This window comes from Parvularcula sp. LCG005 (assembly GCF_032930845.1).
Taxonomy (GTDB): Bacteria; Pseudomonadota; Alphaproteobacteria; order Caulobacterales; family Parvularculaceae; genus Parvularcula.
Window position 1 is genome coordinate 649,335 of sequence record NZ_CP136758.1, and the last position, 18,969, is coordinate 668,303.

Sequence of the window (18,969 nt, forward strand, 5' to 3'; positions counted from 1 at the left end):
CAACTTTGAGACAATCGGGTTCCGCGCGAGGCGAAATTTACTCCGATGAAGGCTGAACGCCGGGGGCAGCGCGCCCCTGAACGGAAGGGCGAGACAAATCTCCCCGCTGCCGTCGCGGTGGCTCGCGCTCGTCATTGCCATTCAGATAGTCATCCCAACTCGAGATATTGGTCGTGGGATAGCTGATATCGAACAGATCGGCGCGAAGGCCCTCATAATAGGCGCTCAGTCGGGAGGTGTCGGCTGACGCGGCGATGGCGCCGTCGAACAGCGGGCGGGGCGGCAGGCCCTCATGGGCGCTGATCATGAAGTCGCGCCAGATATCCAGCGGAATGGACCCGCCTGTGACCTTGTTCATGGGCTTGGCGTCGTCATTGCCGACCCATACACCAGCGGTCAGGTCCGCCGTGAAGCCGATAAACCAGGCATCCCGCCAGTTATTCGTGGTGCCCGTTTTGCCAGCGGTCTGCCGCTCGCCCAGATTGGCACCGGCGCCGGTGCCGGACTGGGTCACCTGCATCAGCATTTCCGTGACCTCGCGGGCGTCTTCGGTGTCGATGACGTAAAAACCGTCGATCGGTTTGAAATCGTACAGGACCGTGCCCGTCCGGCTCGTGACCTTGGCAATGCCATGGGGCGGCACTTCGGCACCTTCATGGGCGAAGGGCAGATAGGCAGCCGTCAGCTCATCCAGGGTCAGCTCCATCGCCCCCAGCGCCAATGAGGCATGGGGCGCCAATGGGGAGGTGATGCCGGCCCGCCGGGCGGCATCGATCACGCGATCGCGACCGATGGCTTCTGTCACCTGCACGGCAACCGTGTTGATCGAGCGCGCCACGGCACTCGACAGGCGCATCGGCCCCAGATGACGGTCGGTATAGTTACTCGGCTCCCAGTCGCCGACGCTGATTGCTTGGTCAACGACGATGGAATCGGCGCTCATCCCGGCTTCCATGGCGGCGAGGAAAACGAACGGCTTGAAGGCAGAGCCTGGCTGTCGGCGCGCCTGGACCGCGCGGTTATACGGACTTTCCGTGTAGTCGCGGCCGCCGACCATGGCGACGATCCCGCCCTGCGCATCATAGGCGATGAGGGCCGCCTGTTCTGCTCCGCGGACCAGCGCCTCGTTTGTCATGGCATTGTTGACGGCCGCGACCGCCGCGGCCTGAAGCCGGCTGTCGAGCGTTGAGGTGACGATCATGTCCTGCCCAATGGTACCGCCGAAGCGGGCTTTCAGCTCCTCATACACATAGTCGAGGAAATATCCTTCCCGATTGCTCTGTAGACGGAGGTTCAGATCGGGCGGGTTCAGCTTGGCGACCGACGCCGTCACATAGTCGATGCGGTTTACCTCCAGCAGATTGTCGATCACCGTGTGGGACCGCGCGATGGCACCCTGCATATTGATGGTCGGGCTGAGCTCGGAAGGGGCTTTAGGGAGACCGGCGAGGATGGCGGCCTCGGCAACGGTCAGGTCGCGGGCGGATTTCGAGAAGAACAGATTGGCTGCCGGCTCAATGCCGTAAGCCCCGCCGCCCAGATAGATCCGGTTGAGGTAAAGCTCGAGAATTTCCGTCTTGCTCAACCGCGCTTCCAGCCAGAACGCGATCTGGATCTCGCGCAATTTGCGGATCAGCGTGCGGTCATATTCCAGGAACAGATTCTTGGCGAGCTGCTGGGTGATCGTGCTGCCCCCTTCAACCACGCCGCCGGCCTGCATGTTGACGACAACCGCCCGGGCAAGGCCACGCAGGTCAAAGCCGTGGTGATCGAAGAAGCGCCGGTCCTCCGTGGCGATGAACGCATCGATGACGTAAGGCGGCAGGTCCTCAAGCGGCACCGGATCAGAGAACGTGCTGCCGCGTGAGCCGATCAACTCGCCGTCGCGATCATAGACCGTGATGCTCGCGGGCCTGTTGACGGACCACAAATCAACGTTGGCCTCGGGGAGGACCGCTGCCGCGAAACGGATATTGGTGGCCAGTCCTGCCATCAGAAGCCACACGGTGGCCGAGCCGAGTAAGGCGGCGCCATTGATGCCCAGTTTTTTCAGGCGGCGCCGGGTCGGCAGTCGGCTGATGGCCCCCCGGAGCCCCCCGGCAAAAATGTGGCCTGCGGCGCGGGTCAGGCGCCACGATTGCGTCGACACCTCGGTCACGCCCGCCTTCAGGTCTGCGACCGCATTGGAAAGCACAGATTTGAATTTACCGATCATGCGCATCCGTTGATGACGATTATGAACAACTGGGCGCCCTTAGCGCGCAGCCATAAAATTCGCCACGATTACTGTCGTCAAACCACCCTGTAAGGCCGTATGATGGCCAAACATGGACAATAGCCCCCCAGCCGCTCCCGAAAAGCCATTCTGGCAAGCGAAAACGCTCGCCGAGATGACCGAGGCGGAGTGGGAATCGTTATGCGATGGATGCGGGAAATGCTGTCTGCTTCTGCTGGAAGAGGACACGATGGAAGGCGAGGCAGTGCTGGAAACCAGCCTGTGCTGTCGCCTGTTCGACGGCGCCACCCGCACCTGTCGCCAATATGCGGATCGGCATTCCATTGTGCCGGGCTGTGTGCAGGTGACGCCCGCAAATGCCGGTACGCTCGAATGGATGCCGGAAAGTTGCGCCTATCGCCGTCTGGCAGAGGGGCGTTCGCTCGCTGACTGGCACCCATTGGTGTCCGGTCGCCGCGAGAGCGTGGTCGAGGCCGGCATCGCCGTCCCCGACAATCTCAAAAGCGAGAAAAAAGTGCGCGCTCGGCACTATCACCGTTATGTCACCGGTGTGCGCAGCACCCGCTAACTCAACTTATCCTCACTCTTCTGTCATCGGATAATGTGCCTGTCATCAAGACGGGAACACCATGGTCGCAGATCAACTGAAAGACGCCTTGGTCGGTAGTGTCATTCGAATGACCACCGAGCTGTGCACTGAAGTGACGCGGACCTGCTGGTCCGATCCGGACGATGTTTCCCTCGCTGATCGCAAGATGCGTATTCTATACGCCTACGAACGAAATGTAGAGAAATGTCTGGTCATGACCGAAAAATATCAATCCGGTTCGCTGAAAAGCCCTGCCGATGATGACGAAAAGCGCAAGCTCTTCGATCAACTGGTTCGCTATGCAAATCGCCTTGGGCAGGATGAGCTCGCTCGACGACTTCGAGAAGATCGCCCCCGGGAACGCGATATACGACTGGACCCTGTGGGCCCGGGACGATCAGCTGCCGGATCCGCAGAAGACTGACTGGACCACGTGGCTGCTGATGGGCGGTCGCGGCGCGGGAAAGACGCGTGCCGGGGCCGAATGGCTGGCCGCGCAGGTCAGGGGCGGGGCGGCGCGTGTCGCGCTTGTCGGGGAAACCTATGAGGATGCCAGAGAGGTGATGATCGATGGACCGTCGGGCCTCTGCGCGATCGGCAATCCTGCCGAGCGCCCGGTCTATGAGGCGTCACGTCACCGGCTGTCCTGGCCAAGCGGGGCGATCGGCCATGTGTTTTCCGCCGAAGACCCGGAGGGGCTGCGCGGCTTTCAGTTCGAAGCAGCGTGGGCGGATGAATTATGCAAGTGGCGGCAGGCCGAGCAGGTCTGGAGCAATCTGCAGCTGGGCCTGCGTCTTGGTGACCGTCCACGGCAGGTGGTCACGACGACGCCAAGATCCATGCCGCTGATGAAGCGCCTCCTGGCCGACAGACGCACTCTCGTTTCCCGGGCCACGTCGTTCGACAACAAGGCGCATCTGGCGGAAGCGTTCTTCACGGAGATTGCGTCCACCTATGAGGGGACGGCCCTGGGTCGTCAGGAGCTATATGGTGAGATGGTGGAAGATCGCGCAGGCGCTCTTTGGTCGTGGCAGATGATCGAGGCAGCGCGAATTGCAAACGCCCCGCCACTGGATCGCATTGTCGTCGCCATCGACCCGCCCGTCACCAGTGGGCCGGATGCGGATGAATGTGGCATCATCGTCGCCGGCGTCGCAGGGGAGGGCGCAGCGCGGACCGCGTATGTGCTCGCCGATGGAACGGTGCACGCGACCAGCGCGGCAATGTGGGCCGAGCGGGCAGTGGCGCTCTATCACGCGCACGGTGCCGATCGCATGATTGCAGAGGTCAATCAGGGCGGCGATCTGGTTGAAGAGATGATCCGACTGGCAGATCCCGCCGTGCCCATCCGTCAGGTCCGCGCGACCCGAAACAAGATGGTTCGCGCAGAGCCGGTATCGGCTCTCTATGAAAAAGGCCGTGTGCGCCATGTGGGTGAGTTTGCTGCGCTGGAAAGCCAGTTGACGGCCTTTACCGGCACGGGTCGCGAGAAAAGTCCCGATCGTCTCGACGCCCTTGTCTGGGCCCTGACTGATCTGATGCTTGGTCATCAGCAACAGCCTGCCATTCGCGTCCTTTGAAGGAGAGAAAAATGTTTGGATTGACCACCCGAAAGGGTGACAGCAGCCGTGCGCCCGAAGCTAAAGGAACCGTTCTGTCGGACTTGATCGCTCTTCATGGGATGGGCCAGCCCAGCTGGACCGGACGCGACAGTGCCAGCCTGACAACCAACGGGTTCGGTCGGAACGTCATCGCCTACAGGTGTGTACAGATGATTGCCGATGCCGCATCGGCGGTGCCGCTGATCCTGTGCCAGGCCGGTGAGCGTCAGTATGATCATCCACTTTGCCGGCTTTTGCGCAGTCCCAATCCGGACCAGACGGGTCAGGCACTGCTGGAGGAAGTGTATGGACATCTTCAAATCCACGGCAACGCCTATCTTGAAATCATCGACGGGGACCAAGGCGCGGCTGCCCTTTATTGCCTGCGGCCGGACAGGGTTCAGGTCCAGACCGGTCGTGATGGCTGGCCGTCAGCCTATACCTACGGCGCAGGCACGCACAAGCGGGTCATTTCTCGCCGCCCTGACGGCTCCATGCCTCTCATCCACCTGCGGCTGTTTAATCCGGGTGATGACCGATATGGCCAGGCCCCAATGCAGGTGGCGGGCAACGCGATCGACCTGCACAACACGGCTATGGCGTGGAACAAGTCGCTGCTCGACAATGCGGCCCGCCCCTCTGGCGCGCTGGTTTATCGAGGTGAAGCCGGGGCAGGACACCTCACTGGCGACCAGTTCGACCGCCTGAAGGCCGAGTTGAGCGAAACATTCCAAGGCGCGCGCCATGCGGGCCGACCGATGCTGCTCGACGGCGGGCTCGACTGGAAGCCCATGAGCTTGAGCCCGGCCGAGATGGATTTCATCGACCTGAAGAACAGCGCGTCGCGGGATATTGCGCTGGCCTTCGGTGTGCCGCCCATGCTGCTGGGGATTCCCGGTGACAACACCTATTCAAACTATCAGCAGGCGGTACTTGCGTTCTGGCGCCACACGATCCTGCCGCTGATCGGCAAGGTGGTCGCGGGCCTCAATCACGGGCTTGGTCTGTCAGACGTGGAGATCGGATTTGACGAGGAGCGTATTGACGCCCTGGCAGATGGCCGCCTTGCCCGTCTTGACCTTCTTCTTTCCAGTGATGTTCTGACGTCAGAGGAAAAGAGGCTGGCACTTGGCTATCCGGCTCTGCCAGAAGGCGGCACTCAATGAGCGCCAGCTGGGACGGCAGGCTGTCTGTCGCGATCAGTGGCGCGATGTTGGCCCAGACCGTGGCCGCGCTGCTCTGGGCTGGCGCTGCGGCCGAGCGGCTGGACCAGTTGCAGGTCCGTATCGCTCGCTCCGAAGATATCGCTGAGCGGGTCGCAAGACTGGAAGAGCAGGGGGACCATATTCAATCCACCCTCATCCGTATTGAACGCAAGCTTGATGACAATTCAGGAGGGCTGCGGTGATGGGACTTGCTGATCCATCTCCCGTGTCGGAGCCCGATGCGAGCCTTGTAGAAATCGAGGGCTATGCTGCGATCTTTGGCAGTGTCGACCTGTCCGGGGATATCGTCATGCCGGGTGCCTTCAGCTCAGTCACCAGGCTGTCGAAGAATCTTATCCCCGATCCCGCGTCCCGTGTCATGATGCTTTATCAGCATGCGGTAGATCAGCCGATTGGCCGCTGGACCGAGATGAGGGAGGATCATCATGGACTGTTCGTTCGCGGACACTTGTTCGCTGACACAGCGCGCGGCGGTGATCTTTACCACCTGCTCAGGCGCGGCGCGATCGACGGTTTGTCGATTGGCTTCAAACCGGAACGGGTACGACGCAACAGGGCCGGGCAACGGGAGTTGCACAAGGTCGCGCTATGGGAAGTATCGATCGTGACGTTTCCCATGGCCCCCCAGGCGAGGATCACCCGTGTCAGCGCGCCGGGTGAACGACTTCCCCGCAATCTTCTTTCCACCACCCTATGAGGAAAAACATGAGTTTGGAAACCAAGGCCCAGTCCGACGCCCCGATGAAATCGGCAATGCACGACCTTCTTTATACCTTCGAGCAGTTCAAGGATGCCAATGACCAGCGTCTGGCAGAAATTGAAAAGCGCGGCCACGAAGATGGTCTGCTGACGGAGAAAGTCGATCGGCTGAACAGCGTCGTGGCCGAACAGAAGGCGGCGATTGAGCGGATGTCCGTTCTGAATGCTCGCCCGGCGCGTGAGGGGACCGCTTTGGTCGCTCCAACTGAAGCCAAACAGGCCTTTGATGGCTATATGCGCTCCGGCCTGATGGCGGCTCCTTCGATCAAGTCGATTGCCGCAAGCGATACGGATGGCGCCGTTATCGCCCCGGTGGAAACGGCACAGATGATCGACAGTGGGCTGATGGCCATTTCTCCCATCCGCCAGATTGCGACCGTCCGCCAGATCAGTGGCCACACCTATCGCAAGCCGTACCAGCCAGGCCAGTTCGCGGCTGGTTGGGCCGGTGAGACAGCCTCACGCCCGGAAACAGCCACCCCGTCGCTGCAGGCGCTCGATTTTCCGGCCATGGAGCTCTATGCCATGCCTGCCACGACGCAGGCCCTGCTTGAGGACAGCATCGTTGACGTCAGTCAGTGGATTGCTGACGAGGTGCAGGTCGCTTTCGCAGAACAGGAAACCACAGCCTTCATCACCGGCAACGGGACCAGCCGCCCGCGCGGCTTCCTTGACTACACCACGGCCGATGACAGTGTCCGTGACAGTGATGAGCTGGGGACCGTCTCCAGCAGTGGCGCGTCGATCAGTGGCGATGACCTGATCAACCTCATCTACACGCTGCCCCAGGCCTATCGTGCCAATGGCCGGTTCGTCATGAACCGCGGTACGGCCGCCGCCGTCCGTAAGCTGAAAGATGCCGACGGGAATTATCTCTGGTCTCCGGGCATCAGCGCTGGTCAGCCATCGACCCTGCTCGGCTATGCGGTGACGGAGGCGGAGGACATGTCCGATGTTGCCAATGCTGCGACACCGATCGCCTTTGGTGACTTCGCCCGCGGGTATCTGATTGTGGACCGGGCCGGCATTCAGGTGCTGCGTGATCCGTTCTCGGCCAAACCTTACGTCCTGTTCTGCACGACCAAGCGTGTCGGCGGCGGCGTTCAGGACTTCTCCGCCATCAAGTTCCTGAAAATGAGCGCCTGATTTCAGGCACAGGTGCCCGGATATTTCGGGCACCTCCTTTTTCCCCAAAAGAAGAGTGCTGTCATGTTCACACAGGTGACGCCACCGGCGACCTTGCCCATTCCGCTGGACGCGTTGAAAGCGGCCCTGCGCATTGATCGCGATGATGAAGACGCGCTGCTCGATCATGTTCAGCGAACAGCCGTGACGGTCATTGAGCGTCGTCTGGATCGAGCGCTGTTGCGCCAGAGTTGGTCCCTGAGCGTGCAGGCGCTGCCCCAGGGGCCGCTCGCCCTGCGCCCCGGCCAGGTCGTCAGCATTGACAGTGTTGAGGCGACCTATGGCGCGGCGACGCCGTTCACGCTTCGCGAAGACGCGATCAAAAAACGACTTGGCGATGACGCCTGGGTCTGCGTTGAGCTGCCCTACACCCAAGGCACAGATACATTTTCCAGCCTGACCATTTCCTTCAGCGCAGGTGCTGAGGATGCAGGCGCGTTGCCGGCCGACCTTCTCCACGCGGTCTATTTGCTGTCCGCTCACTATTACGAAGAACGCGAGCTGTTCCGGCGCGACCGTTATGTCCCTGTTCCCTTATCCGTAGACGCATTGATTGCGCCCTACAGGCTGGTGCGACTATGATCGGTGATCTGAGGGCGCAGGTGACGGTGCTGATGCCAGCGCCGATTACCGATGCCGGGGGCGGGTTCGAGCCCTCCTATGATGCTGGCACAAACGTCGATGCAAACGTGGAAAGCCTTTCCAGTCGGCGAACATCTGTCGCTGGACGTGACCGGTTCCGTCGCCGCTATCGCCTAACCATGCGGTATCAGGAGGCGATCGGGTTTTCGGCACGTATTGTCTATCGCGGAGTCGTTCACCGGATCACGGACATTCGTGCGGGTGGTGACCGTCAGCGTACGCACACCCTGACGATGGAGGAGATCGTATGACGCTGCCAGCTTCATGGGCGGTTCAGGTGGCCCTATATGACCTGCTACGAAACGATGCGGAATTGCAGGCTGTGGCGTCAACGGGCGTCCAGATCCACGACAGCGTGCCTGACGAGCCGACCTATCCCTTCATCACGGTCGGGGAGGCGAAAATATCCGACTATCCCGGACTGGATGGTGCACGTGAGCACGACATCAGACTGCACATCTATTCAAAATGGGGCGGCCGACAGGAAGTGCGCACCATCACCGATCTGTTGCAGGCGCGCCTCCACGACGCGGTCCTGCCGCTTGACGGTCATCGTCTATCGCAGTGCCGCTTTGCCTTCGCCGATATCTTCCGGCCGGTGGAGGCCGAAACGTTTCACGGGGTGGCGCGCTTCCGCCTCGTCACCGAACCATTGACCCAGACAGTCTAAGGAGGCGGGCACATGGCCATACTTCGCGGCAAGGACCTGCTGCTCACACTAAGAATGGAAACCGGTGAATTCGTGCCGGTCGGGGGCTTGCGGACGAAAACGTTCTCCTTGAGCGCCGGTCTCGTCGATATCACCCACGCCGACAGCGGTCTGTGGCGAACACTCCTGCCATCAGGTGGCCTGCGCCAGGCCAATGTGGCGGGCAGTGGGGTCTTCATCGACGATGCTGCCGCCATTCGTGCGCGAACGCTGTTTTTCAGTGGTGAGGCGGCTGAGTGGCAGCTCGTCATGCCGGGCAGCGGCACGCTGACCGGGCCATTTCAGATCACCAATCTCGACCTGTCCGGCGATTACCGCGGCGAAGCCGGCTTTTCCCTTTCGCTGTCATCCGCGGGCGAAATTCTGTTCGAAGCTGAGGATCTGACATGACCAGTCTGCGCAGTGAAGCTCATATCGATGTTGACGGCGTCAAACTGCCGTTGAAACTGACACTGGGGGCGCTTTCCGAAATCGAGGAAGCGCTGGGTATCGATACCCTGACCGATCTTGCGTTTCGCCTTGGTAATCCGTCTGCGGCGGAACTGATCCGCATTCTGGGTATCCTGGCAAAGGCGGCGGGAGATGAGGATAGTGATCGGCGTGTGCGGAACGGGACGATCAATCTCCGAGAGGCACTTGGCGCGATTGCCATGCTCTTCCGCGAAATCCTGACCGGGGAGGCGCCGGGAAAGCCGATCCTCGGTCCGACCGCTGGCGCGGCTGGCTGACGCTCGGTCTGCGTTCACTGGCATTGAAAGTGGATGAGTTCTGGGCGCTGGGCGCTGCTGAATGGTCATTGCTCGTTGGCGAAGTCGTACGCCCGCGTGATCCCGACATGACCCGCGCCGATCTGCTGCAACTGTTAAACGGCGTGTCCCGTGGAGATGAACCTAAATGAGTGAAACCATACGTGTGGAAATCGACCGAGATCTCTTCCGCGGTGACCTGCAGGGGTTGCGCGAAGACCTGCAGGCAACAATCGATGAAGACCTCGTCCCCTTGGCGGAAAATGTCCAAGGCCTGTTCCAGGACATCGGGCAGTCGCTGGTCAGCGAACTGACCCGTGCGGCGGAGAAGGGACGTCTGTCGGTTGACAGCATTGTCGACGCCATCCTGAAGGATGTCGCGGCGCTGGCAGTCGATCAGGTGGTCCGCCAACCGATCAATGGCGTGTTAAACCAGATATTCGGCGGCACCCGTGCGGGGGGCGGCGCGGTCCTGCCGGGGCAGTCCTATCTCGTCGGTGAACAGGGGCCCGAGATCTTTCGGCCAGCGACCGCTGGGCAGGTGACAAGCCGGGTCCAACCGACGGCTGTCACCGTGACGATATCTGGCGGCTCGGGGCGCGACAGCCTTGGACGGTCGGACAGCCAGATTGCCAGCCATGTCGCGCGAAAATTGGGAAAGGCTCATCGCAATGCCTGAAGGTTTTCATGATGTTCAGTTCCCGGTCGATATTGCTCTTGGATCACGCGGTGGACCGGTTCGCCGGACCGATGTGGTCAGTCTGGCCTCGGGTGCCGAGCGACGCACCGCGCGGTGGTCCGCCTCGCGTCGCCGCTTCAATGCGGGCTATGGTGTCAGGAGCATGGCCGACATGCACCGTCTACTGGCGTTTTTTGAGGCGCGAGAGGGTCGCCGGTTTGCCTTTCGCTGGCGCGATCCTTTCGATCATAGATCAGGCGGTGCGACTGAGGAGGTGACGGCGCTCGATCAGCCGCTTGGCGTGGGTGACGGTTCAACCAGCCTGTTCCAGCTGACGCGCCGCTATCAGAGCGGCGTTCAGACCACGCAGCGGATGATTGCCCTGCCGTGCAGCGGTACGGTACGGATTGCCCAGGACGGCTTTGAGCTGTCGGAGGGGCAGGACTTCACTGTCAATACTCTGACGGGCGTCGTCCAGATCACCACACCCCCGGCCAGCGGAGCTGTTCTGACAGCCGGATTTCTGTTCGACATCCCCGCCCGTTTTGACACGGACGAATTGATCCTGTCGCTCGAGCCGGGCGGGGCGGACATTCCCGATATTCCGATCGTTGAGGTGCGTTTCTGATGCTGCCCGTTGATGCCCATACGGAACAGGCGCTCAGCGCCGCTGCCGCCTCGTTATGTACATGTTGGCGGATCACGCGGACCGATGGCGTCGAGATCGGTGTCACTGACCATGATCGAGACATTGAATTTACTGGCACTGTCTTCCGCTCGGGCGACGGGGCGGATGGAACCGCGCTCGCCAGTGGAGCTGACCTTGCGCCGGACAATGCGGATCTCATGGGCATTTTGTCCAGCGACGTGCTGGGTGATGATGATATCGACCAGGGCCGGTATGACGAGGCACGCATCGACATCTGGCGGGTCGACTGGACGGATCCAGAGGCACGCCTTCTCGTCAAATCCGGCACTATCGGGCGGATTGAGCGGTCAGGGGCGGGTTACCGGGCTGAGTTTCGCAGCCTGAAGCACTATCTCGACCAGGTGGTTGGCCGCGTTTACGGCCGCCAGTGCGATGCCCGTCTTGGCGACCGGCGCTGTGGCGTCGATCTGACGGATGGTGCGTACACGGCGCAGGCACAAATCGTGTCCGAGAGCGCGCGCGACCTGTCCATCAATCAAGACCCTGACCATCCCGCAGGCTGGTTCACGGGCGGCACGGTGGAGGTTCTGGACGGCCCCCTCGCGGGGACACGAGCGACCATCAGGGAACATGCCGTGGCCGGGAACATAGCCATCCTGTCCCTATGGGACAGCCTGGCGGCGCCGGTCGCGGCAACAACGCTACTGCGGGTAACAGCGGGCTGCGACAAGCGTCTGTCGACCTGTCAGTCTAAATTTGCCAATGCCGTCAATTTTCGCGGCTTCCCACATATTCCTGGCAGTGACATCCTGACCCGCTATCCCGGACCGGGGGGCGATCGGGAAGATCGCGAGACAGCATGACGCGGGACGATCTTGATCGCGTGATCGTGTCTGAAGCCCTCAGCTGGTTAGGCACACCCTATCGCCATCAGGCGTCGGCGAGAGGTCAGGGAACGGACTGCCTTGGCCTCGTCCGCGGTGTATGGCGGTATCTGCATGGGGCTGAACCCCAACCCGTTCCGCCCTATCTGCCGCATTGGGACCGGGGCGAGGGGGACGAATTGCTGCTGGACGCCGCGCATCGTTATCTCATCCCCTGTGATGCCGACCGCGTTCGCGCCGGTGAGGTGGTGGTGTTCCGCATGGTGCCGGGCGCCCCGGCCAAACATTGCGGCATAATGATCAGCGAGAGCGCCTTTGTTCACGCCTATGCGGGGCGGCAGGTTGTCCGGTCCCGTTGGACCCCGTTCTGGTCATCCCGCCTGGCCGCGCGTTTTTGTTTTCCGTTGACTGAAGGAGAGGCGTCATGAGCCAGCAACTGGTACAGACCGGTCAGGTTGTCGTCAGCTCAGCCGAGTCGTTGGGATCTCAACTGAGCGCTGCGCTGACCTCAAGCGTGACGAATTCCGCGGTCGCCATGGCCCAGAATGCGTTGTTCGGGCCCGTCAAGCGACGCTCACAGGGCCCCCGACGGGAAGAAATCCGTCTGCTGACAGCGGCCGAGGGCGTGCCTGTCCGGCGGGTTTTCGGGTTGAACCGCGTTGCCGGTCAGATCATCTGGATCACGCCCTTCAAGGAAACCACTGAGGTGACACGGTCATCGAGCGGCAGCAAGGGCGTTCGCCGAATCGTCGAGGAGGAGCATACGGCCTATCGGTACTCCGTTTCGATGGCGATCGCGCTGGGCGAAGGGGTAATACAGCGTATCGGCCGGGTCTGGGCTGATGGTCAGCCGCTATCGCTGGCGGATCTCAATGTGCGCTTCTATCGCGGCACGGAGGATCAACTGACTGACCCCCTCATTGAGGTGGTTGAGGCTGACCCGCCTGCCTACCGGGGTATCAGCTACATTGTGTTCGAAGACCTTGATCTTGGCCCATTCGGCAATCGGGTGCCCCAGGTCAATTTTGAGGTCGAGCGTCCGATACCCTCCAGCGACGACCGCTCACTGGAACTGCAGGCGCGAGCCATCACACTCATCCCCGGATCGGGCGAGGCCGTGTATCATACCGAACCGGTACTGACGGAACGGGTCGAGGGTGTGACCCGCGCCGAGAATGTCCACGGCAATATGGGCGGTACGGATTTCAGCGCAGCCGTCAGTCACATGACGGCGACTCTGCCCAATATTCAGGCGGTAGAATTGATCGTCTCGTGGTTCGGCACGGATTTGCGCGCGGGGGAATGTCGCATCGAACCGCGGGTCGAAACCAACGACAAAATACAACTGCCAGACGCTTGGAGCGTGGCCGATTGGACGCGCGGCACCGCCAACGAGGTGTCGCGGCTTGGCGATGGCAATCTTGCCTATGGCGGTACGCCTTCTGATGAAGGTGTCCGGCAATCCATCCGCGACCTACAACAGCGTGGCCTCGACGTTGTCTTCTATCCCTTCGTGCTGATGGATATTCCGGCGGACAACAATCTGCCCGATCCGATCGGCGGCGCGGTGCAGCCGGCCTACCCCTGGCGGGGGCGGATCACCGTGGCTGACCGGAACAGCACTGACCAAACGCCTGCGGCTCGCGCGCAAATCGAGGCCTTTGCGGCCCGGTACCGCGTCATGATTTTGCACTATGCCACCCTTTGCGCAGAAATAGGGGGCGTTCACGCCTTTCTGATCGGATCAGAACTCCGTTCTTTGAGCAATGTGCGTGATGAGACGGGCGCCTTCATCTTTGTGGACTTCCTGGTCAGTCTGGCGGCGGAGGTGCGCACCATTCTCGGACCGGACGTGCTGATTTCCTACGCAGCGGACTGGTCCGAGTATAGCAATTACCGCCCAGCCGATGGAACCGGTGATGTGCTGTTTCATCTGGATTCTCTGTGGGCATCGCCGAATATCGATTTTATCGGCATCGACAACTACATGCCGCTGGCCGACTGGCGGGCAGGTGCAGATCATCTGGATGCGGCGGAGGGGTACAGATCAACGTATGACGATGAGTACCTCGCCGGCAATATCCGCGGCGGCGAAGGATATGACTGGTACTATGCCAGTGACGAAGACCGACTGGTACAGATCCGCACGCCCATCGCCGATACTGCCCACGGGGAAGACTGGGTTTTTCGGTACAAGGACCTGTGGTCATGGTGGTCACAGGTCCACCATGACCGGCCCCGCGGCACGCGCCGTGTGACGCCGACGGCATGGGTACCTGAGAGCAAGCCCATCTGGATGACCGAGCTTGGCTGCTCCGCCACAGATAAGGGCGCGAACCAGCCCAATCTGTTCTTTGATCCCAAATCGTCTGAAAGCGGACGACCCTATTTCTCGACCGGTGAACGCGACGATATGATCCAGCGCCGCTTCATCGAGGCGCATCTGAATTTCTGGACCGATGATGAGAACAATCCGGTGTCCGCCGTCTACGGCGGACCGATGGTCGCGAGCGATCGCATCTTCCTCTACACTTGGGACGCGCGGCCGTTCCCTGATTTCCCACTCAGGCGCGACATCTGGGGCGATGCGGATAACTGGACCTATGGGCACTGGCTCAATGGTCGGGCGGGGCGGGTACCGCTGGGCGAGCTCATCACCCATCTGGCGCGTGAGGCGGGTGTGCCGGCGGTGGATGCCACGGCCTGTCAGAGCCTCGTGCTTGGTTATCAGTTGGCGGGACCAATGGCTGCGCGGGACGCCATTGAGCCGTTGATCGACGTCTATCAGCTTGATGCCGTAGAGCGGGCGGGTGTGCTGATCGTTCGGCCGCGCACGGGTTATCCCGATCACCACATTACGACTGACGGCTTCGTCGACGATGGCGGACCCATCGTAACCCGCACACGCGCCCAGGAAGCGGACCTGCCGGCGCGGTTGTCCTTCGCGTATACGGATGGGTTATCGGACTATCGCGGCGGTGTGGCGGAAGTGACGGAGTCCGTCGCCCGGAACAGTCGCGCGATGTTTGTCGATACGGCACTCGTGCTGGAATCCGGCGAGGCGGAGGGGCGAGCCGCGGCCCTGTTGGCCGAAGCGCGGGCAATGCGGAACACCGTGAGTTTTGGTCTGGGCCCGGATCAGTTCCGGGTTGAGGCGGCGGATGTCCTGTCTGTGACGGGCGATGAGCTGTCAGGCACCTTCCGGGTGACTGAACTGACCGACGGCCTGTGGCGCCAGATCGAAGGCGTACAGACCGACCCTGGCCTCTACCAGCCGCGCTTTACGGGTCTGTCGGGCACGATCGCGGCTGCGCCGCGCGTTGCCGGGCCGCCAGTGGTGGCCTTTCTTGATATTCCCGTCCTGCCTGAGGGAGAGGAGAGGGGTGTGCTGCACGTCGCGGCCTATGCCTCGCCCTGGCCGGGAGCGGTGGCCATTCACGATGGCGATGATGGGCTGGGTGAGCGGTTGGGTCTTGTATCCGCGCCAAGCGTGATGGGTCGGCTGGAAGCGGCGCTGCCGCCGGGGCCGACCTCTCGCTGGGACCACGGCACAGAGATCGCGCTCCGGCTCTTTGACGGCGGGCTGGCGGCGTTGGACAATCTTGCTGTTCTGCGCGGCGCCGGTCGCATTGCGGTCGAGGGGACGGACGGCGACTGGGAAATTCTTGGCTACAGGGACGCGACTTTAAGGGAAGATGGGGTGTGGCAGCTCTCCAGCCTGTTACGGGGTCTGCGCGGCACGGAAGCTGAGGCAGCAACAGGCGCCCCGGCGGGCAGCCGATTGGTCGTCCTCTCCGACGCACAGACGGTGCAATCCCTGCCGCCGGACCTGTTCGGGACGGAGGTGCGATGGCAGGCCGGGCCTGTCGGTACGGCGCCGGGGGCCTTTCCCTACCGCACCTTCGATATCAGCCTGACCGGTGCCAGCGCACGGCCCTTCGCGCCAGCGCATTTGCGGGCGACCACGTCGGATGACGGCGTCGCCCTGCGCTGGATACGCCGGACGCGCATCGGCGGCGATAATTGGCAGATCGAAGAGGTGCCGCTGGGCGAAACGGCCGAGCAATACCGCGTCCGCGCCTATGATATCGCAGGTATTTTGGTTGAGGAGCAGGTCGTCGCCGTCCCTGAAGCGCTTCTCACGGCTGACACGATCCACTCGGTCAGCGTCGCGCAAGGGTCCAGTCTCTATGGATATGGTCGCGAAACCCGCATTTTCTTGTAAATCTCGTCGTCGGGGCCGGATGGTTACTTGAAATAAGGACCCATTCGCTAAGATATAGACAGACTTTTGTTTATACCCCCGGAGACGGCGTCCTTGGCTCAAGATCCCTATTCAGTGCTCGGTGTTGGTCGGCAGACCTCGGCGGAAGACATCCGCAAGGCCTATCGCAAGCTGGCGAAACAGTACCATCCCGACCGCAATCCCGGCGACAAGGCCGCAGAAGATCGCTTCAAGCAGATCTCTGCCGCCTTCGACATTGTCGGGGATGAGGACAAACGGGCCCGGTTTGATCGCGGCGAACTGGATGCTGACGGCAATGAGCGCTCGCCATTCGCGGGCGGTGCCGGCGCGGGCGGCGCACGCTGGCAGCAGCGTGGTCCAGGTCCCGGTACAGGGCCAGGCGGCTTTGAAGACCTGTCAGATATTTTCGGCGATTTCTTTGGCCAACGCGCTTCGGGGGCACGGCGCGGTCCTATCCCCCAGAAGGGCAGCGATATCCGCTATCGCCTGTCGGTCGATTTCCTTGATGCGGCACGGGGCGCCACCAAGCGCGTGGCGCTGCCGCCTGATGGGCGGGAGATCAATGTGGGCATCCCCGAAGGCTTGCGTGACGGCCAGACCCTGCGCCTGCGCGGCAAGGGCTCCCCAGGCATCAATGGCGGCGCAGCTGGCGATGTGCTGGTCGAAGTGACTGTAAAACCGCATTCAGTGTTCCAGCTGAAAGGCGACGACCTGACGGTTGATGTGCCGATCACGCTGAAAGAAGCCATTCTTGGCGCCAAGATTGAAATCCCGACCCTCAAAGGCCCCGTTGCCATTCGCGTGCCGCCGAACACCAGTTCGAGCGTCTCTTTCCGGCTGCGCGGCAAGGGGCTCAAAGACCCGAAAACCGGCATTTACGGTGACCTTTTCGCGCGCACCAAGATTGTCCTGCCGGATCAGCCGGACAACGAGCTCGAAGCCTTCGCCAAATCCTGGTCACCGTCTGAAACGGACCCTCGGGCAAAGCTCAAACAGGCGGCCTGACGACGTCTGCACGCTCCAGCGGGGTTACGTTTTTGACAGACCCGCTGAAACCAGCCCGAATCCAGCTTGCTGTTACACAAGTTTAAGCGCGTGGTCATAGGCCGGTTAGCTGATCCACATTAGGTTTCACGACGCCAGAGACAGATTATTACTCGGAGCTCAGTCAGATTATGCAAAACAAGTCATTCTTTCGTCGGTCACTTCTCGTTGGTGCAGGGGCCTTTGCCCTCGGGGCAGCATCGGTGGGCGTCGTGGGCAGCGCGATTGGCGCGCAGGACACGACAGCGCCGCAGGAGGCGCGACCGAAGATGATGGCGCCGAACGCCAATTTGATTCAGCAACTCTCCTTTGCGGATCTGGTGGAAGAGGTCAGCCCGGCTGTTGTGAGCATCCGAACCGAGACCTCGGTGCCCCTGCGCAAGCGCATGGGCCTTCCCCCGGAATTTGAACGTATGCTGCCGCCCGAATTCCGCGGCGGCGGTGATGAGGAGGAAGAAGGCACGGCGCGCGCCGAAGGCTCGGGCTTCTTCATCGATGACCAGGGCCATATCGTCACCAACAACCACGTGGTGGAGGGTGCCGATTCGATCAGCGTAGTACTAAGCTCCGGTGAAGAGCTGGAGGCCACACTCGTCGGTACCGATCCGTCAACGGACCTTGCGGTCCTGCGCGTGCAGCCGTCAAGCAAACAGAAATTCGTGCGCTTCTCCACCGACGCCGACCTGCGCGTTGGTGACTATGTCCTCGCCGTTGGTAACCCGTTCGGCCTTGGCGGTTCGGTGACCTCAGGCATCGTCTCGGCCATCGGTCGGGAGAACCGGGGCGCAACACCGTATGCGGACTTTATCCAGATCGATGCCTCCATCAATCGCGGGAACTCCGGCGGACCGACATTTGACCTCAAGGGCAATGTCGTCGGTGTGAACACGGCGATCATTTCGCCGACCGGCGGCAATGTCGGCATTGGCCTCGCCGTACCGGCAGACGTGGCGTCCGATATCGTCGGTCAGCTGATTGCTGATGGATCCGTTACGCGCGGCTGGCTCGGCGTCACGATCGGTGACCTTGATGAGCGTCTGGCTGGGGCTGTCGGCCTTGAAGAAGCCAAGGGCGCACTTGTCGCTGCGGTGTCTGAAGGCTCACCGGCTGAGAAGGCGGGCTTCAAGGAAGGGGACGTGGTCCTCGAATTCGACCGCAAGCCGATTGAATCTTCGGCGGGTCTGACCCGCGCTGTTGGCGCACTGCCGCCCGGCAAACAGGTCAAGGCCAAGGTGCTGCGCGATGGCAAGACCCAGAGCCTGAACGTGACGCTGGCCAAGCGTGATCCGATGGAAGCGCGTGAAGCAGGTGAATCGGTCACGCCAAAGGGCCACGACATGAAGGATCTGGGGGTGACGTTCTCGTCGCTCAGCCCGCAGACGCGCGAACAGATGGGTTTTGAAGACGATGTGACCGGTGTGCTGGTGACAGATGTCGAGAAAAAATCCGAAGCGGCCGAGGCCGGTATCCGGTCCGGCATGCTGATCACCCGCGCTGACAACAAGAACGTGTCATCGCCTCAAGACATTGAAAAGGCTGTGGAAGCTGCAAAGGCACGCGGCAAGGAAGCAGTTCTGATCCGTGTGCAGACACCACAACGCGGGGCCTATTTCCTCGCCCTGCCTGTGTCTGGCGGTGGTGAAGACGACGATCGCGGTTGATCAGGCCTCGCAGCAGTGAATAGCAGCCTCCGGCCACAGGTATTTGCCTTTGGCCGGAGGCTGCACACATATTATAAGAATGCAGATTGCCCTGAAGGGCAGGCCATGTGGGG

General features: G+C 61.6%; 21 protein-coding genes. 20 read left to right on the forward strand and 1 reads right to left on the reverse strand.

Annotation, left to right across the window (positions count from 1 at the left end; all coding sequences use genetic code 11):
* Nucleotides 1-37: 37 nt before the first annotated feature.
* Nucleotides 38-2,215 carry a PBP1A family penicillin-binding protein gene (locus tag RUI03_RS03030; protein ID WP_317288815.1) on the reverse strand — a complete coding sequence of 726 codons (2,178 nt, stop codon included), beginning with the start codon at nt 2,213-2,215 and terminating at the stop codon, nt 38-40.
* Between the two features lie 112 nt (nt 2,216-2,327).
* Between RUI03_RS03030 and RUI03_RS03035 the strand changes: the two genes are divergently transcribed.
* The 20 genes from RUI03_RS03035 (at nt 2,328) to RUI03_RS03125 (ending at nt 18,856) form a co-directional block, all read left to right on the forward strand.
* Nucleotides 2,328-2,804 carry a YcgN family cysteine cluster protein gene (locus RUI03_RS03035; RefSeq protein WP_317288816.1) on the forward strand — a complete coding sequence of 159 codons (477 nt, stop codon included), beginning with the start codon at nt 2,328-2,330 and terminating at the stop codon, nt 2,802-2,804.
* 61 nt (nt 2,805-2,865) lie between these two features.
* Nucleotides 2,866-3,249: a hypothetical protein gene (locus tag RUI03_RS03040; protein WP_317288817.1), complete on the forward strand. Its 384-nt coding sequence runs from the start codon at nt 2,866-2,868 to the stop codon at nt 3,247-3,249.
* Nucleotides 3,146-4,405, forward strand: a complete 1,260-nt coding sequence (locus tag RUI03_RS03045; protein WP_317288818.1) for a DNA-packaging protein — start codon at nt 3,146-3,148, stop codon at nt 4,403-4,405. Before RUI03_RS03040 ends, RUI03_RS03045 begins: the two co-directional genes overlap by 104 nt.
* An 11-nt stretch (nt 4,406-4,416) precedes the next feature.
* Nucleotides 4,417-5,592, forward strand: coding sequence for a phage portal protein (locus RUI03_RS03050; RefSeq protein ID WP_317288819.1), 1,176 nt, complete (start codon nt 4,417-4,419; stop codon nt 5,590-5,592).
* Nucleotides 5,589-5,834, forward strand: a complete 246-nt coding sequence (locus RUI03_RS03055; protein WP_317288820.1) for a hypothetical protein — start codon at nt 5,589-5,591, stop codon at nt 5,832-5,834. The genes RUI03_RS03050 and RUI03_RS03055 overlap by 4 nt, the downstream gene beginning before the upstream one ends.
* Nucleotides 5,834-6,349, forward strand: coding sequence for an HK97 family phage prohead protease (locus RUI03_RS03060; protein WP_317289631.1), 516 nt, complete (start codon nt 5,834-5,836; stop codon nt 6,347-6,349). Before RUI03_RS03055 ends, RUI03_RS03060 begins: the two co-directional genes overlap by 1 nt.
* Nucleotides 6,350-6,357: 8 nt before the next feature.
* A complete protein-coding gene (locus tag RUI03_RS03065; protein WP_317288821.1) occupies nt 6,358-7,557 on the forward strand; it encodes a phage major capsid protein in 1,200 nt (399 codons plus the stop codon).
* Nucleotides 7,558-7,620: 63 nt separating this feature from the next.
* Nucleotides 7,621-8,178 (forward strand): phage head-tail connector protein, encoded by a 558-nt coding sequence (locus tag RUI03_RS03070; protein ID WP_317288822.1) that lies wholly within the window; start codon nt 7,621-7,623, stop codon nt 8,176-8,178.
* Nucleotides 8,175-8,489 carry a head-tail adaptor protein gene (locus RUI03_RS03075; protein WP_317288823.1) on the forward strand — a complete coding sequence of 105 codons (315 nt, stop codon included), beginning with the start codon at nt 8,175-8,177 and terminating at the stop codon, nt 8,487-8,489. The genes RUI03_RS03070 and RUI03_RS03075 overlap by 4 nt, the downstream gene beginning before the upstream one ends.
* Nucleotides 8,486-8,908 carry a DUF3168 domain-containing protein gene (locus RUI03_RS03080; protein WP_317288824.1) on the forward strand — a complete coding sequence of 141 codons (423 nt, stop codon included), beginning with the start codon at nt 8,486-8,488 and terminating at the stop codon, nt 8,906-8,908. Before RUI03_RS03075 ends, RUI03_RS03080 begins: the two co-directional genes overlap by 4 nt.
* Nucleotides 8,909-8,920: 12 nt before the next feature.
* Nucleotides 8,921-9,337: a phage major tail protein, TP901-1 family gene (locus RUI03_RS03085; protein WP_317288825.1), complete on the forward strand. Its 417-nt coding sequence runs from the start codon at nt 8,921-8,923 to the stop codon at nt 9,335-9,337.
* Nucleotides 9,334-9,675, forward strand: coding sequence for a GTA-gp10 family protein (locus tag RUI03_RS03090; protein WP_317288826.1), 342 nt, complete (start codon nt 9,334-9,336; stop codon nt 9,673-9,675). Before RUI03_RS03085 ends, RUI03_RS03090 begins: the two co-directional genes overlap by 4 nt.
* 29 nt (nt 9,676-9,704) lie before the next feature.
* Nucleotides 9,705-9,845, forward strand: a complete 141-nt coding sequence (locus RUI03_RS14730; RefSeq protein WP_410795889.1) for a phage tail assembly chaperone — start codon at nt 9,705-9,707, stop codon at nt 9,843-9,845.
* Nucleotides 9,842-10,372 (forward strand): hypothetical protein, encoded by a 531-nt coding sequence (locus RUI03_RS03095; protein WP_317288827.1) that lies wholly within the window; start codon nt 9,842-9,844, stop codon nt 10,370-10,372. The genes RUI03_RS14730 and RUI03_RS03095 overlap by 4 nt, the downstream gene beginning before the upstream one ends.
* Complete coding sequence (locus RUI03_RS03100) at nt 10,365-11,000, forward strand: DUF2460 domain-containing protein (RefSeq protein ID WP_317288828.1); 636 nt, start codon at nt 10,365-10,367, stop codon at nt 10,998-11,000. Before RUI03_RS03095 ends, RUI03_RS03100 begins: the two co-directional genes overlap by 8 nt.
* Nucleotides 11,000-11,884 (forward strand): DUF2163 domain-containing protein, encoded by an 885-nt coding sequence (locus tag RUI03_RS03105; RefSeq protein ID WP_317288829.1) that lies wholly within the window; start codon nt 11,000-11,002, stop codon nt 11,882-11,884. The genes RUI03_RS03100 and RUI03_RS03105 overlap by 1 nt, the downstream gene beginning before the upstream one ends.
* Nucleotides 11,881-12,333, forward strand: a complete 453-nt coding sequence (locus RUI03_RS03110) for an NlpC/P60 family protein (protein WP_317288830.1) — start codon at nt 11,881-11,883, stop codon at nt 12,331-12,333. Before RUI03_RS03105 ends, RUI03_RS03110 begins: the two co-directional genes overlap by 4 nt.
* Nucleotides 12,330-16,130 carry a glycoside hydrolase/phage tail family protein gene (locus tag RUI03_RS03115; RefSeq protein WP_317288831.1) on the forward strand — a complete coding sequence of 1,267 codons (3,801 nt, stop codon included), beginning with the start codon at nt 12,330-12,332 and terminating at the stop codon, nt 16,128-16,130. Before RUI03_RS03110 ends, RUI03_RS03115 begins: the two co-directional genes overlap by 4 nt.
* Nucleotides 16,131-16,223: 93 nt before the next feature.
* A complete protein-coding gene (locus tag RUI03_RS03120; protein WP_317288832.1) occupies nt 16,224-17,156 on the forward strand; it encodes a DnaJ C-terminal domain-containing protein in 933 nt (310 codons plus the stop codon).
* A 170-nt stretch (nt 17,157-17,326) separates the two neighbouring features.
* Nucleotides 17,327-18,856 (forward strand): Do family serine endopeptidase, encoded by a 1,530-nt coding sequence (locus RUI03_RS03125; RefSeq protein WP_410795890.1) that lies wholly within the window; start codon nt 17,327-17,329, stop codon nt 18,854-18,856.
* Nucleotides 18,857-18,969: the final 113 nt, after the last annotated feature.